Origin of the sequence: Clostridium chromiireducens (assembly GCF_002029255.1) — a bacterium.
Taxonomy (GTDB): Bacteria; Bacillota; Clostridia; order Clostridiales; family Clostridiaceae; genus Clostridium; species Clostridium chromiireducens.
The window spans coordinates 128,120-143,314 of sequence record NZ_MZGT01000001.1; the positions used below are offsets into that span (position 1 = coordinate 128,120).

The following is a 15,195-nucleotide window of genomic DNA, read 5'->3' on the forward strand; positions in this document are numbered from 1 at the left end:
TTTAGTAAAAGCTACGTTTTTCATCCAAAATTACTATTTCTATATTCAGAAGGTGAAACACCAGTAAAATATTTAAAGACTTTATGAAAATGACTTTGATCATGAAAACCTAACGTTAAACTAATTTCTAAAATACTATTTGTAGTAGTAACAAGTAACACCTTAGCCCTATCAATTCTTATTTTCTTTGCGTATTTCATTATAGTTATCCCCATATGTTTTTTGAAACAATCAGATATATAGCCCTCAGATAAATTTAAATCGCTAGATAACTGTTTCAAGGATATCTGACTCTCAATATTTAGATGAAGATGTTTTAAAATTCTATTTATAACAAAGTTATCTTTTACTTCGACATCATTTATAAGCAAGTTTATATATGTATCTATCATTTGTATTTCAAGATCTTGAAGGGATTGCAAAGTATTGAGGGTTGGAATTAAATCATAAAACTTGTTATATACAGGATGAAGGTACCTAGTTAGAATTCCATTTTCAACTATTTGCCGAGTATACATTGCATTCCAAATAATTAAATCATTTTTCTTATCTTGTATAGGTATTTCGTCAGAAATTTCTGCTAAATGCTTCTGTGTAACTATTTCTAATATTTGTGGCTTGGCTCTAAGTTCAATTAGAAAGGATATATCATTATTAAAAATACTCATATCAGATTTGAAAGAATTGTCCAAGATGCATCCTCCTCCACATAGTTATTAATGTATATATTTTTATGGTATATATACATATTATATTAAAAGTATACAAATAGAATCAAGATAAATCAGCTTTTTGCAATTGAGGTTAGTAATTATTGTTGGAGCATATTGCTTAGGGAATATGATTTAAAGAAATAAGTAAATATGAGGGACTTGCAAATCAGAAATTAAAAAGAGATCAATTATCTGACAAAGAGATCTTTGTTTCGAATTTAGATAAAATGAATTTATACTCTTTTTTCGACTTTTTTGTCGATAAAAAATTAATAATATTGCTGCAATAAAGTAAAGAGATGGGATTATGGTGCGATAATAAAAGTAATATGTAACATATTGTTGAAACTATAGAACAATATAAAAATGGACGATAGTAATTTACCTTTATATTAAATTGTGAATTATATTATTTGTGAAGAGAGGTTTTATGATGAAGAAGAAAAAAATTAAACTTAACAGCATCCGGAGTAAACTCATTATTAGCTTAGTAGGAATATGTATAATCCCACTACTTATTTTGGGATATGGTGCAAATATGCAGGCCAAATCAATTCTTAATGAAAAATTAAAGGTGACAAGTCAACAGACACTTTTAGAAGTAAATGATGGTATCAATAATTATTTTAATGGGTTTGGCAGTATAATTAATATTCTATCGACAAATCATAATTTCGTTAATGCTGATGATAGCGAACAGGCAACATATATACAAGACCTTTTACGTGGTGTAAAAGAAAGTAATAATAATATATTTAGTTCATACTTTGGGACAGTTGATGGGCAGTTTCAAATATATCCTAATAATAAAATGCCTGAAGGATTTGATCCTAGGGAAAGGCCTTGGTATAAGCAGGCTATGGATAACAGAGGGAAAGTGATAGTGACTCTACCATTTAAAGATGCTCAAACTGGTAAAAGTGTTGTATCACTAGCAAAGACAGTAGAAAGAGACGGAAGAGTCATAGGCGTATGTGCAATGAATGTTTCATTAGAAACACTTACTGAAAAAGTAGCCACAAAAAAAGTAGGAACTACAGGATACGTATTTATCTCTGATATTGAAGGTAAGAGCATTATAGCACATCCTAACAAAGACGTAGTAGGTACTGATGCAGCATCTAAACTTTCAATTTGGAATGAAGTGAAGACATCAGAAAAAGGTTTTGTAGCTTATGAATATAATAATGCAAATAAGTTTGGAGTATATGAGACCAATAATGTTACTGGATGGAAAATGGTGGCCACGATAGATGAGAAAGAAATAACAAATGACACATATTCAATATGGATTACAACATTAATTATAGTATTAGTGATCTTCTTGATTTCTATAGTATTATCTTTATTCTTAAGTAAGGGGATAGCTCAAAATATTAAGAAATTAAAAGAAGTATTTGAAAAAGCATCGAATGGTGATTTAACAGTATCTATATCGTCATCAACAAATGATGAATTTATGGATTTAGCTCATTCTTTTAATGGAATGATGAAAAATATATCAGGGCTAATGAATAATGTTACAACATCATCTAGAATAGTGTTGGAAACGTCATCAAACCTTGCAAGTATGTCAGAAGAAGTAACAGCTTCAATTGGAGAAGTTGCAAGAGCAATTGAAGGGGTTTCACAAGGTGCTACCGATCAAGCGCAAAATGCTCAAAATGGAGTTGCGCAGATGAATAATTTATCAGATGGATTAGATGAAATCAGCGTAAACTCAAACGAAATGGACAGGCTTTCTATAAGTGCTAAGGATTTAGGTGATAAAGGATTATCTATGATTGATACTTTAATAGAAAAATCACATAAAACCAAAACAGCTACTTCTGAAGTTAATGATATAGTACAAGATATGAATGAAAGTACTAAAAAGATAAATACAATATCTGAAACAATATCTCAAATAACAGAGCAGACAAATCTTCTCTCACTAAATGCAAGTATAGAATCAGCACGTGCCGGAGAAGCAGGTAAGGGATTTGCAGTCGTTGCAGAAGAGATAAGAAAGCTTGCAGAACAATCTAAGGAATCAACAGAAGAGATTAAGGTAATTATAGCAAACATACAGAAGAAATCTGATACAGCTGTAAGTGCTATTAAATCTACGGAGAGCATAGTTATCGAGCAAGATTTGGCAGTAAGCGAGACTCAACAAATATTTAGTGAGATCCTTAATTCAATTGGAACAATGATTAATAAAGTTGAAGAAGTAAAATTAGCTATAGTAGAAATAAATAAAAGGAAGCAAAGTGCAGTATCAGAAATAGAGAATATATCATCTATATCACAGGAAACAGCTTCTGCATCAGAAGAAGTGACAGCATCAACAGAAGAAATAACTGCTGCCATGGATAGATTTACAAAATATGCAGATGAACTCCAAGTATTAGCGGAAAAATTAGATACGGAACTAAATAATTTTAATTTAGATTAATAAATAGAATATTATATATGTATAAGTAATAAAGGAAATTAAGAAATGAAAACTTGATTTCCTTTTCTTTATAGGTTAAATATTATATTTGGATAATTTTATGAGGATATAATATCTACGTCATAATTAGTAATAGGCTAAAGGAAAGGAGGTTAAAAGTTAATCTGGATGAATTGTAGATATAATGGTATAATTTAGGTATAAATTAGTATATAAATTTATAGAAAAATCATGGGAGGTAGAGCGATGAAGAGTTTAAAAGGAAGTAAAACAGCAGAGAATTTAATGAAGTCATTCGCTGGAGAGTGTCAGGCAAGAACTAGATATACTTACTATTCAAGTATTGCTAAAAAAGAGGGATTTGTGCAAATTGCTAACATATTTATAGAAACTGCAGAACAAGAAAAAGAACATGCAAAAAGATTCTATAAATTTCTTAAAACTGATTATGTCGATGAGGCGATAGAAATACAGGCGTCTTTTCCTGTTTCTTTTCATGATAAAACATTAAAGAACCTGCTTGCAGCAGCAGCAGGCGAAAATGAAGAATGGACAGACCTATACCCAAGTTTTGCAGAAATTGCTGAACAAGAAGGATATCCAGAAGTTGCAGTAGCTTATAGGAAAATAAGTGAAGTTGAAGAGAGACATGAAATTAGATATAAAAAGCTTGCGAAAAACATAGAAGAAGGAACAGTATTCAAAAAGGATGAAGTGGTTCTTTGGAAGTGTAATAATTGTGGGTATATATACGAGGGGCAAGAAGCACCTATTGCATGTCCTGCTTGTGTGCATCCACAAGGATATTTTGAAGTATTTTTAGAAAATTATTAATCATAATATGAGATAACTTAACGATATGTATTTAAAAGGAAACACTTGTTAAAAAGGATAAGTGTTTCTTTTTTATATTACTTTTTGACAAAGAAAATATTTAAATTACGAGGAGTTTTATGTAATTTTGGTGTATGTCTAGGGTATTAATCAAGTATAAAAATGAGAACAGAAAGTGGAAAGCTTATAATGACACTTTTTAGTTTTAGACAGCAGGCCCTAGTCATGATAAAATAAAAGAAGTAATACAAAAATTCAGACAGATGGTGAGCAAATGATTAGGGCGAAGTTAGAAAAAAATAAAAGTGGAAAGATAATATTTAAGTTAAAGGTTGATGAGGCTAGTAAGGATAATATTTTATTCAAAAGAGCACTTATGGAATCAAAATTTATTAAAGGAAAATCTAGATATGAATACGAAGTACCTTTAAGATTTTTTGTCCCAATATATAATAATGTAGATAAGGAAAGATTTTCACTAGATAAGAAAAGTATAATATCGTACTTAGAATTTTCGGATCACTATGATCAAAACTACTATACAGATATTGATGCAACTGCAAAATACATGAAAAAGTGGAGAGAAGAAGGGTGTCCTGAAATTTATAGAATTACTATAGATATAGAAAATCACGAAGTGAAAAAAGAAGTTGTCTTTAAAAAGAATAAAATTGAAATTAAGGAATTGCAACTATAAAAGTAGTATAAAGAATGAAGAGGTATATCTCAAACTATAATTTCTAGCTTGAGATATACCTTTATATAAATGATTTATTTATGATAAATTATACTTACTATTATGTTGGTTGCTTTAGAAGAATTGTTCCATAGAGTGAATTCGTGTATGGAATTCAACTTTACGTTGTTTAGTAATAATAAATCTTTAGAATTAAGTTCGAAATTTTTACTATCAACATCAGATTTAAAGCTTCCATCAACTACATAAAAGCAGATATAGACTAAATCTTTATTAGGTAAAGCATTATATTTAAAATCAATATAATTATTAGGAGGAATATTTAGATGTATTAATTCACCGCTATAATTTTCTCTTGTCATTAAATTAAAAACGGATGCTTTTCCAGCAGTTGTAGTTGTCCAATCACCCATAAAACTATCTTGATCAAAGGGTTTAAGTAACTTGTTATATTTACCCTCATGATTAAGAGTTATTTGCCCTTCAGTAACCATAAACTTACGTGAAACATTTGGCAGGTTACTGAATGTAGATTCTGATATATCAATTTTAGCAACACCAAGTCTCCATAAAAAGTTTCTGCTAGCATAATCAGAATTTAGTGGGTACGTTATTAATTCAGTGGCTATACCACCAGACCAAAATGTTGGTTTAAATTTATCTTGTAGTATTAACTCAATTTCGTATTTCATAATTAATCTCCTATTTAAATACGTATTATATGTTCATTCTATTATATTAAAAGATATATGCATAATCAATGCAGTTATTAGATTCGTTATAGAATATTACTTATCACGTATATATTACATCAAATATTCCTTAGATATAAGGGCATGAATAAAAGCGTAGACACAACATAATTAAATAAGTAAAATTATAATTAATATGGTAAATAATCAAAGTGGAAGACTATTTATAAATGAAGTAAATGATCTTTATTAACATGCGAAAATATAATTGTGGAGGCTGATATTATGAGCATCTCTAATGATAAAAAAACATTAAGAAAAGAGATTTTAACTAAGCGTAAAGATATAGATAATGTTGAAAAAGAAAAGATGGATAAAAAGATATTAAATAAATTTTACGAAAGTAAATTTTATAAGGATGCAACAAATATATTTGTTTATATATCCTATGATTCAGAAATAGACACTAGATTAATAATAAACAAGGCTTTAAAAGATAATAAAAAAATTTATGTACCAAGAACAGAATTTGAAACGAGAATTATGGATGCTGTAGAAATTAAATCCTTTGATAACCTTATAAAAAGTAATTATGGTATTTTAGAGCCATCAAAGAATGAGCCGTGTATTAATCCCAATGAACTAGATTTAATTGTTGTCCCAGGCGTAGCGTTTGATAGAAATGGCGGTAGAATGGGTTATGGTGCAGGTTTTTATGATAGATATTTTAAGAAAATTACAAAAGATAATATAGAAAGAATAATAAAATTAGCATTGGCATACAATTTTCAAGTATTAGATAAAGTGCCAATGAATGAACAGGATGTTCCGGTAGATTTTATTATTACTGAAAAAGAATTTATTGGGTAGTGCATATATAGTGGATAACTTACATATATGGGGGAGAGCTTATGGAACACAATGAAAATAATTTTGCCTACCTTAGAAGAACTAGTATAGAAAAATATTACTGTGAGTTAATTAAAGCTGAACATGCATGTGAGTACTTTCCCATAATTACAAAGGTCATTGTTAGAAAAGTTCTAGAAGTTTTTCTGAAAGATATAGCTGAAAAAAATAATATAGAAAGCAATGTTTCAGCTTGGAATTTATTTAATAATATTAATTCTAGCCCAAAATTTTCGTTGCCAGAAAAAATATATAATTATATAGAAATTATACTGGTTAATGGATATGAGCATGTATCACGAAATAATAAAAAGATATCTAAGCATCCAATAGAGATTTTGGAAACTATGCATAATATTTTATGTTGGTATTTAAAAGAAACGGAACCACTTACGGTAGAGTTAATTGGTGATTTAAACTTTAGGGCACCAAGTACCATTGAGTATATGGAAAAGGAAATTTGTAAAATACAAAAAGATATTTTACAAAAGGATAAACAAATAAATAATCTAAGAAAAAAAATTATTCAACTTAGCAACAAACCTAAAATAATTAGTGATGTAAATAAAACTATAATTGAAATAAAGCGAGAAAAGGAAATTTTAGAAGAATGTCACAAAATATCAATTAAAAAGATTGAATTTCAAAGAAAACAGGTTTCAGATATAGAAAAAAATTATAAAACTTATATTAAGAAATTAGAAATATTAAAAGAAAAATGTAATGAGAACCAGGAGTTACTGTTTGAAAAAGAAAGTCAACTTGTTAAGGCTGAGATAGAAAATCAAGAATTAAAGCATACAATTAAATTTTTGGATGAAGAAGAAAATACAATAGAGACGAAAGAACATTATATTGAGAAAGAATTAAAAATAGTAAGGCAGTCATATGAAAACTTATCGAAGCTAACTAATCAATATCAGGACATACTAGAAACTATGGAATTTTCATACGATAGAGACTTGCAAAAAATACTAGAATTACAGAAGAATAATATTAATATGAAAATTAGCTTTGAAGATTCAATATTTAATGAAAATATAGTTATTTATAATAAAAATACAATTGAGGCCAAAAGAAAAATATCTATATTTAAGGGAATATTGGATGAAAGGATTAAAAGGGAAGTAAGGAATGGTTATATATATAAGCGGTTCATTGGCTTAAAAGGTAGGGAACTTAGAATTGCATATACTATTATTAACAGTGCTAATAAATCAAATAATATAATAAGTAAATCTAAAGAGACTTTACTAAAATCCAATGAGGAAAAATTTCTAACATCATTAAGTAAAAATTTAGAGGATTTAAGCAATATAAGTGATGATGAAATTAAATTAGTGTTATATTATAAATTAATAAATTTATCACAAATGCATGTAGGCGTTATATATAATAGAAGACAATTTGTACAATCTGTAGAGAATATAGTAGAGAGAGCTTATCAAATTCTTGTGGATAAAAAAGATTTCAAAGGAAGAATAAGAAAGCTAGATGCTATAGGTTCATATTATTTAGAGAAAATATTAATTTCACTAAAAAACAAAAATGCTAATATTCAAATACATGATATTTTAGTGGATAAAATCTATAAAATTATTATGAAACTAAAACAAAATGAAGAGAATATTGGGAAAACTAAAATATATTATGATAAGTTTGATTTAGACAATATGTCAGAAACAACATTAAAAATATCTATAAAATCCCAAGTATTTGTTTTCCTATCAATAATGGTTAGTTTGGGTAATATTACATCATTTAGAGAAGTGGCAGCAGTTATACTTGAGATTGATAGTTTAATTTCTAAAAGACCATTATCAGACAGCTTTTATGATGGAGAACGTCAAAATTTAAGATTTCCAAATGAGTATTTTATGATTCTTATGGCTCTAAGCAGCGGAATTACTTCCATAAGTCAAAAACAGCAGGAAGAATTACTGCCATTACTAATAGCTGAAATAATGAGTTTAGATGTAGAAGATAATGTTAACTTTGATTGTTATGATAGAATGGTTGATTTATGGAAACATAAACAGCAGCGATATAATGATATTTTCATAGAGAAAGAAAATAAGGAAAACGTATTAGAATCATTGCTAAAGGAAAAGCAGGAGTTGGAAATTAATAATGCAGAATTATTGCGAACTAATGGGGTGCTGGTTGAAAGATATAATATGTATAAAGATGAATTCAAAGAGATTGTACTGAAATCAGATAAAAGAATTCTTTTACCATCATATATAAGCTTTGAAAGACTGCGCAATAAAAAAGAAATGGCAGAGAATAATATAAATGAATCTAAAAGTAAGCTTGGGACCTTAAAAAGTATGTTTTCTCCAGACATGTGGAAAGAGCAGGCTAGTAAACTAATTAATGAATCTAATATGGTAGAAGCTGAAAAGCGCTTGATCGAGGAGGCAAAACAAAAGCCTTATTTTAAAAAAGAATATTCTGTCTTCTCAGAGTTAGAAAAGCAAATTAAAGAAAGTAATGAACTAGTAGATAAAAGCGAGGAGAAGCTTAAGGATAAAAATTCATTAATTGATAATACAAAAAAACAAATTAGTAAACTACAAAGACAGTTAAATAACATAAAGGAACACTACCCAGATATTGAAGAGGGATATTATTAGAAAAACTTAATGTTATATTAAATCAATATTTTTAGACAGATAAAATTATATTTAGTCTGTATTTTATCAAATTAATAAAAAGCACTAAATGAAAGCTGTATATACTTAAAGTGAGCAACTTTCAATTTAGTGCTTTTTGTTATATTTCATATATATAACTTAAGTGTAGATATTAACAGAAATGAGAAGTATGTTTTGTGAAGTGTTTCATTGGAATTTAGATGGTTATAATTCTTGACTAGAAGTTGTTCGAAAATGCTAGTTCAAAACTTGTTTTTGAGGCTAGCATTTTTGATGCAACTTCTAGTCTTAGAATTACCCATCTAAATTCCTAGAAACCGGAATAAAACATACTTCTCATTTCGTTAACTTATATACTTAAGTTTATCTTTCTTTGTTTTCTATTTCTTTTACAATTCTTTCGATGAATGCATCTAACTTTACAGCACCTTCATCATCGTTTTTCCTACTTCTTACAGAAACTTCGCTGTTTGCAGCTTCTTTTTCTCCAACAACTAGGATGTAAGGAGTTCTTTCAAGTCTTGCTTCTCTAATCTTATAGCCGATTTTTTCAGCTCTGTAATCTGATTCAACTTTAACGCCGTTGTTTCTTAAAGTTTTAACAACTGATTCAGCATAATCATTGTATTTATCAGAGATTGGTAATACTTTTACTTGAACTGGAGCAAGCCATGTAGGGAATGCACCAGCATATTTTTCTATAAGCATTGCTATAGTTCTTTCATAGCATCCAATTGATGATCTATGGATAACAAATGGTATTTTCTTTTCTCCATTTTTATCAATATAAGACATCCCTAATCTTTCAGCTAAAGCAAAGTCGATTTGAACTGTTATTATAGTATCTTCTTTACCATGAACATTCTTAAATTGAATATCAAGCTTTGGTCCGTAGAATGCAGCTTCACCTTCAGCTTCAGTATAGTTTATATTTAAGTGATCTAAAATAATTCTCATTTGATTTTGAGTAGATTCCCATGCTTCAGGATTATTTATATATTTTTCAGTATTGTTTGGATCCCATTTAGAGAATCTATAAGTTATATCCCCATCTATTCCTAAAGTAGACATAACATAATCTATTAAATCAATTACTCCTTTAAATTCTTCTTCTACTTGCTCAGGAGTACAAACTATATGACCTTCTGCTAATGTAAATTGTCTTACTCTTATAAGACCGTGCATTTCACCTGAAGCTTCTTTTCTAAATAGAGTAGAAGTTTCATTATATCTTATTGGAAGATCTCTATAGCTGTGTTGTTCTGCATTATATACAGTAAATTGGAATGGGCAAGTCATTGGTCTTAAAGCTAAGACTTCTGAATCTGTTTCTTCGTTTCCTAAAATAAACATACCATCTTTATAGTGATCCCAGTGTCCAGAAGCTTTAAATAAATCATTCTTAGACATGAAAGGAGTTTTAGTTAATACATATCCTCTCTTAGCTTCTTCGTCTTCAATCCATCTTTGAAGAGTTTGGAATATCTTAGCACCCTTAGGCATTAGCAATGGAAGACCCTGACCTACTTTTTCGTCAGTTGTGAAGATTCCAAGTTCTCTACCTAATTTATTATGGTCTCTCTTTTTAGCTTCTTCCAAAGCTTCTAAGTGCTCATCTAAATCTGCTTTCTTTAAGAATGCAGTACCATAAATTCTAGTAAGCATCTTGTTCTTCTCGTCACCTTTCCAATAAGCGCCAGCACTTCTAATAAGCTTAATTGCCTTAACTGATTTTATTGATATAAGATGAGGACCAGCGCATAAATCAGTGAATTCACCTATTTTATAGAAAGAAATCACTTCGCCTTCAGGAAGATCATTTATCAATTCTACTTTATATGGTTCATCTTTCATTAATTCCAAAGCTTCGTTTCTTGGAAGTGTAAATCTTTCGATTGAAGGATTTTCTTTTATTATTTTTTGCATTTCTGCTTCAAGTTTTTCTAAATCAGCAGCAGTGAATGATGTTTCACTGTCAAAATCGTAGTAAAAGCCATTCACAATAGAAGGACCTATAGCTAATTTTGTTTCTGGGAATAATCTTTTTACTGCATAGGCTAAAACGTGAGATACACTGTGTCTCAATGCATCCTTACCTTCCTGAGAATCAAAGGTACATATACTTAACTCTACATCTTTATTTATTTCTTCTCTAAGGTCGACAACCTTGCCGTTAACAACACCACAGCAGGCATTTCTAGCTAAACCTTCACTAATTGATTTAGCAATTTCGTAAACTGATAAACCAGCTTCAAATTCTTTAACTGATCCATCTTTTAAAGTTACTTTTATCATTGTTAAAACTCCTTTCAATATATAAAACATTATAATTTCTGTAATTTACATAATTTCAATAATAATATTGATTAAGTAATCATTATATAAATTATATAATTTTTTCAAATAAAAAAACTTCATCCCTAAAAATAGAGGCGAAGTAATATCCGTGGTTCCACTCTAATTACCTATTAATAGTTTAATTATATAGAAAAGTACATAACTATCTAAAAACCAACAAAATAGGTCACTTAAGCTTATCATAACGCGATAAATACGGGCTTTATTAGAGCCACTCAGAGGTGGTTTTCAGTCTAAATTTATTTAAGAATAATCACACCAGTATATTCTCTCTCTGAAAAATAAAATTTTAGCTTACTGTCCTCATCAACGTGTTTATTATAGTAATTAATATTTTCATTATAATCATTGAATTTTTGAATGTCAATAAATTAAGAAAAAAATCTATAAGTGAAAAATTCTTGAAAAATATTTTACCTGTTTTAACAATGTTTTAATCTGATTTTAATAAGAAGTTTATCAAGATGGAATAAGATTGAAATATGTAAAGTTGTATTTAGGTATTTATTTCAGGAGGTAGAAATGAATAAGAAAAATAAAAGTATAAAAGTAAAAATTATAATGTTCTTAATACCAATGCTGCTAATAGCATTTATATTGTTATCTGAACTTGGGTATAAATTTGCAAGCAATTCATTAAGGGAAAGTAACTTAAATGTAATGTCGGAAGTAACCAAGACTGCAGCCGGAAGAGCAGATGACCAAATTAAAAGTGAAATTAAGAATCTTGAGATGATTGCAAGCAATCCTATAATTAGTAATGAAGGTATCCCTTTAGAAGAAAAAGTGGAGATTCTTATACCTGCATTAAAAGCAACTGGTCAGCTAGTGATGAGTATTAGTGATAAGAATGGAAAATCAATAGATACATTAGGGAATAAAAAAGAGATAAAAACAACGCAAAGTTTCATGAAATCAATAAAAGGAGATAATGCGATAACTAATCCATATGTGGATCCAATTACTAATAAAAAGGTTATATCATATTCAGTGCCGATTAAAGATTCATCAAGTAATGTTATTGGAGTTATTACATCAGTAAAGGATTGTATGGATTTTTCTACTATAAATAAGGAAACAACTTTCTTAAGAACAGGAAATTCATTAATTGTCGATAGGAATGGAAATTTTATAGTAGCGGAAGATGAAAGTCTTGTGACTGAAAATAAAAACATAACTAATATGACGTCTGATAAAGAATCCTTAGGCGATTTAAATAATATTGGTAAAAGCATGATTATTGGAACCCAATCTGGAGTTGGAAAGTACACTTATGATGGAAAGGTAAGATATATGACATATAGCCCAATAGGAGAGACAGGTCTTTCTATTGGAATCACAGTTGAAGAAAAAGATTTATTAAGTGCACTAGACAGTTTAGGAATGGTTGATGCCATTGTGACAATAATTATGATTTTATTAATATCAGTTATAATAATAGGATTTACTATAAAGATGATAAACAGGCTATTAGGAGCTAAAAATTACGTAGATAGCATAGCAAAAGGGGACTTTTACTCACAGATTGATAAGAAATATACTAAAGTAAATGATGAAATTAGTGAAATATGTACAAGTGTAGGGCAAGCTAAAGAGTCGGTAGGAGTAATGATTAAATCTGTAAGAGATAATGCTAATGTAGTTAGAGACGGTTCACTATCACTAACTGAAGTTGCAGAAAAATTAGCAATTCTTACAGAAGAAATATCTGCATCAATAGGAGAAGTTGCAATCACTACTAGTAAGCAAAGCTCTGAATTTGAAGATATAACAAATAAACTAGCTGAGTTTGGAGATAGGATAAATTTAGTTAAAAATAATGTGCATCTAATTAATCAAGATGTCTCAGTAATAAGCAATAAATCACTAGCAGGTACTAAAGATATCGAGGAATTAAATAGTGGAATTGTAAGTGTTAATAATAGCTTTGAAAGATTTGCGGTTAGTATTGAGTATATACAAGGGGATATGAAAAACGTAAGTGAAGTTATTAACATTATGAACGGAATATCAGAGCAGATAAATCTTTTGGCGTTTAATGCAGCTATTGAGGCAGCCAGTGCAGGAGAAGCAGGAAGAGGATTTAATGTTATAGCACAAGAAGTTAGGAAACTTTCAGATAAGAGTAAAGCATCAGCACAAAATATACATAAGATAATAAATAGACTTGTTAACGTGTTAAATAAAGTTGTAGAAGAATCCAAAAACATGGATAGCGAACTTGAAAATCAAAAAAATAAAATTTATGAGGCGTCGGATTCCTTTTCAGAAATAGCTGAATTGGTTAAAGAAATCACTCCTAAGGTTTCGAGTATAGATAGTGCATTTAAGGATATTAGTCATAATAAGGACTTAATAGTTGAAACAGTTTATGAATTATCGGAAGAAATAAAAAATTCATCAAATTCGCTAGAACAAGTAACAGATTCATCAGTAGAACTTGCAATACTTGCGGAAAAGGTAAATGGAAGTTCAGAGGTTCTATTAGATAAGGCTGAAGATTTAATCAACAAAGTAAGGAAATTTAGGATTGAAAAGGAAGATGATATTCAAGAGAAAACCTTCACTATTGAAGAATTAAATATAATAGAAAAATCTGTTATTGATGAAGAATCAATAGTTGAGAAAACTCCGGAAGTGGTATTAAAAGATTTAGATTATATGAGAGAATCTGATTTACCATTAGAAGAAGAACTAAAAGACTTAATAATTCCTTCAAATGATGAATATATTATTAGATACTCAGCTTATGAGGATATACACTTATCATTAGTAGAAAACTTCGTTGATCTAAGTTTATCTCCTTTAGAAGAATTAGAGGCAGACTTACCACCAACAAAAGATTTTGGTTGGGGGTGTGCAAAAGTAGCAGAACTAAAAAATTATATAAGATATAAAGAGATTAAAGAGTACGAAGATGAGTATGAAGATTTAAGCCGTTATAATATATCGTGAATTAATGATTTAATATAGAGCATAAATTTAACTTGATTTAATATATTGAAAAGATGTATAATATTGGTATGCAGATGTGGCGGAATTGGCAGACGCACTAGACTTAGGATCTAGCGCCTTAGGGTGTAAGGGTTCGACTCCCTTCATCTGCACCAATACACACAGATAACATAATTTATTAATAGTAAATATATAAAGTGAAGCCACTAGCTTATTAATTAAGCTAGTGGCCTTAGTGTTAAAAAATCATAATTATATAGATAACCTATATAATAGAATTGAAAAATTTAATAATTATCTTCAATCAATTTATCTAAAGTTAGGTTAACAATCATTTCCTCAGAATAAGTTTTTTCTCCCATTATTTTGAAGATTACTTCTGATTTTTTATAGCCTTCTTTATATAGTTTTAAATTTTTTGTTATTCGTTTAAGAGTGTTTTTAGGTATATTTAATTCTAGAGCTAATTCCTTAAAAGAGTAATAGTCTTTTTTTAACATTTCATATAACTTAACTTGAAGATCTAGTTTGTATCTAAGATCAACTTCCTTTGATTGATGGGGCCCATATTTTCCTCTATGATGAGATGGACATAAATATTTATAATTTAATTCTATATCAAAGCCGCCTTCACTTCTGTGAACAATATGATGTATATCAGCTTCAGCATTACATATTTCACATAAACACAATGTTTAAATCCTCCTTAGAATTTAACTCATATACCTAGATATATAGAGTATTTAAAAATTTATTTATATTATATTAAATTAGAATTATTAGTTCTCAACTATTGACAGAAATGAAAATAACTCGTATCTTACATCAAAGTATTTAACATGTATTATTATAAAGTAATCAATTGAAAATATCAAATTTAATATATATATATTAAATAATTGAACTATAGGAATAAAAATGAAATTAAGGGATAGTATAGTAA

10 protein-coding genes, 1 tRNA gene and 1 other annotated feature are annotated in these 15,195 nt (G+C 28.7%); of the genes, 7 read left to right on the plus strand and 4 right to left on the minus strand.

Annotation, left to right across the window (positions count from 1 at the left end; genetic code table 11):
• Positions 1-20 precede the first annotated feature (20 nt).
• Entirely contained in the window at positions 21-692 is a 672-nt protein-coding gene (locus tag CLCHR_RS00640) for a helix-turn-helix transcriptional regulator (protein WP_079437723.1), read from the minus strand.
• Positions 693-1,146: 454 nt separating this feature from the next.
• Here CLCHR_RS00640 and CLCHR_RS00645 point away from each other — a divergent pair, with 454 nt between their 5' ends.
• The 3 genes from CLCHR_RS00645 to CLCHR_RS00655 all read left to right on the plus strand — a co-directional run bounded on the left by CLCHR_RS00645 (position 1,147) and on the right by CLCHR_RS00655 (position 4,681).
• Positions 1,147-3,150 carry a methyl-accepting chemotaxis protein gene (locus tag CLCHR_RS00645; protein ID WP_079437724.1) on the plus strand — a complete coding sequence of 668 codons (2,004 nt, stop codon included), beginning with the start codon at positions 1,147-1,149 and terminating at the stop codon, positions 3,148-3,150.
• A gap of 246 nt (positions 3,151-3,396) precedes the next feature.
• Positions 3,397-3,984, plus strand: a complete 588-nt coding sequence (rbr, locus tag CLCHR_RS00650; protein ID WP_079437725.1) for a rubrerythrin — start codon at positions 3,397-3,399, stop codon at positions 3,982-3,984.
• A gap of 274 nt (positions 3,985-4,258) precedes the next feature.
• Positions 4,259-4,681, plus strand: coding sequence for a hypothetical protein (locus CLCHR_RS00655; RefSeq protein ID WP_079437726.1), 423 nt, complete (start codon positions 4,259-4,261; stop codon positions 4,679-4,681).
• 74 nt (positions 4,682-4,755) lie between these two features.
• Here CLCHR_RS00655 and CLCHR_RS00660 read toward each other — a convergent pair whose 3' ends face one another.
• On the minus strand, positions 4,756-5,373 hold the full coding sequence (locus CLCHR_RS00660; RefSeq protein WP_079437727.1) for a HutD family protein: 618 nt from the start codon (positions 5,371-5,373) through the stop codon (positions 4,756-4,758).
• A 285-nt stretch (positions 5,374-5,658) separates the two neighbouring features.
• Here CLCHR_RS00660 and CLCHR_RS00665 point away from each other — a divergent pair, with 285 nt between their 5' ends.
• Positions 5,659-6,243, plus strand: coding sequence for a 5-formyltetrahydrofolate cyclo-ligase (locus CLCHR_RS00665; protein WP_079437728.1), 585 nt, complete (start codon positions 5,659-5,661; stop codon positions 6,241-6,243).
• A gap of 41 nt (positions 6,244-6,284) precedes the next feature.
• A complete protein-coding gene (locus CLCHR_RS00670) occupies positions 6,285-8,918 on the plus strand; it encodes a hypothetical protein (protein WP_079437729.1) in 2,634 nt (877 codons plus the stop codon).
• A 384-nt stretch (positions 8,919-9,302) separates the two neighbouring features.
• Here CLCHR_RS00670 and thrS read toward each other — a convergent pair whose 3' ends face one another.
• Positions 9,303-11,234, minus strand: a complete 1,932-nt coding sequence (gene thrS, locus CLCHR_RS00675; RefSeq protein ID WP_079437730.1) for a threonine--tRNA ligase — start codon at positions 11,232-11,234, stop codon at positions 9,303-9,305.
• A gap of 130 nt (positions 11,235-11,364) precedes the next feature.
• Positions 11,365-11,616 (minus strand) — a binding site (T-box leader).
• 203 nt (positions 11,617-11,819) lie between these two features.
• Here thrS and CLCHR_RS00680 point away from each other — a divergent pair.
• Positions 11,820-14,252, plus strand: a complete 2,433-nt coding sequence (locus CLCHR_RS00680; RefSeq protein ID WP_079437731.1) for a methyl-accepting chemotaxis protein — start codon at positions 11,820-11,822, stop codon at positions 14,250-14,252.
• Between the two features lie 70 nt (positions 14,253-14,322).
• Positions 14,323-14,407: transfer RNA gene (locus tag CLCHR_RS00685), tRNA-Leu, on the plus strand.
• A gap of 132 nt (positions 14,408-14,539) precedes the next feature.
• On the opposite strand, the gene CLCHR_RS00690 is transcribed toward CLCHR_RS00685, so the two are convergent.
• Complete coding sequence (locus CLCHR_RS00690) at positions 14,540-14,944, minus strand: HNH endonuclease signature motif containing protein (RefSeq protein WP_079437732.1); 405 nt, start codon at positions 14,942-14,944, stop codon at positions 14,540-14,542.
• Between the last annotated feature and the right edge of the window lie 251 nt (positions 14,945-15,195).

Coding starts and splice junctions, on each gene's coding strand:
- thrS (WP_079437730.1), bottom strand. CDS start 11,234: ATGATAAAAGTAACTTTAAAAGATGGATCAGTTAAAGAATTTGAAGCT.
- CLCHR_RS00645 (WP_079437724.1), top strand. CDS start 1,147: ATGAAGAAGAAAAAAATTAAACTTAACAGCATCCGGAGTAAACTCATT.
- CLCHR_RS00670 (WP_079437729.1), top strand. CDS start 6,285: ATGGAACACAATGAAAATAATTTTGCCTACCTTAGAAGAACTAGTATA.
- rbr (WP_079437725.1), top strand. CDS start 3,397: ATGAAGAGTTTAAAAGGAAGTAAAACAGCAGAGAATTTAATGAAGTCA.
- CLCHR_RS00680 (WP_079437731.1), top strand. CDS start 11,820: ATGAATAAGAAAAATAAAAGTATAAAAGTAAAAATTATAATGTTCTTA.
- CLCHR_RS00665 (WP_079437728.1), top strand. CDS start 5,659: ATGAGCATCTCTAATGATAAAAAAACATTAAGAAAAGAGATTTTAACT.
- CLCHR_RS00660 (WP_079437727.1), bottom strand. CDS start 5,373: ATGAAATACGAAATTGAGTTAATACTACAAGATAAATTTAAACCAACA.
- CLCHR_RS00655 (WP_079437726.1), top strand. CDS start 4,259: ATGATTAGGGCGAAGTTAGAAAAAAATAAAAGTGGAAAGATAATATTT.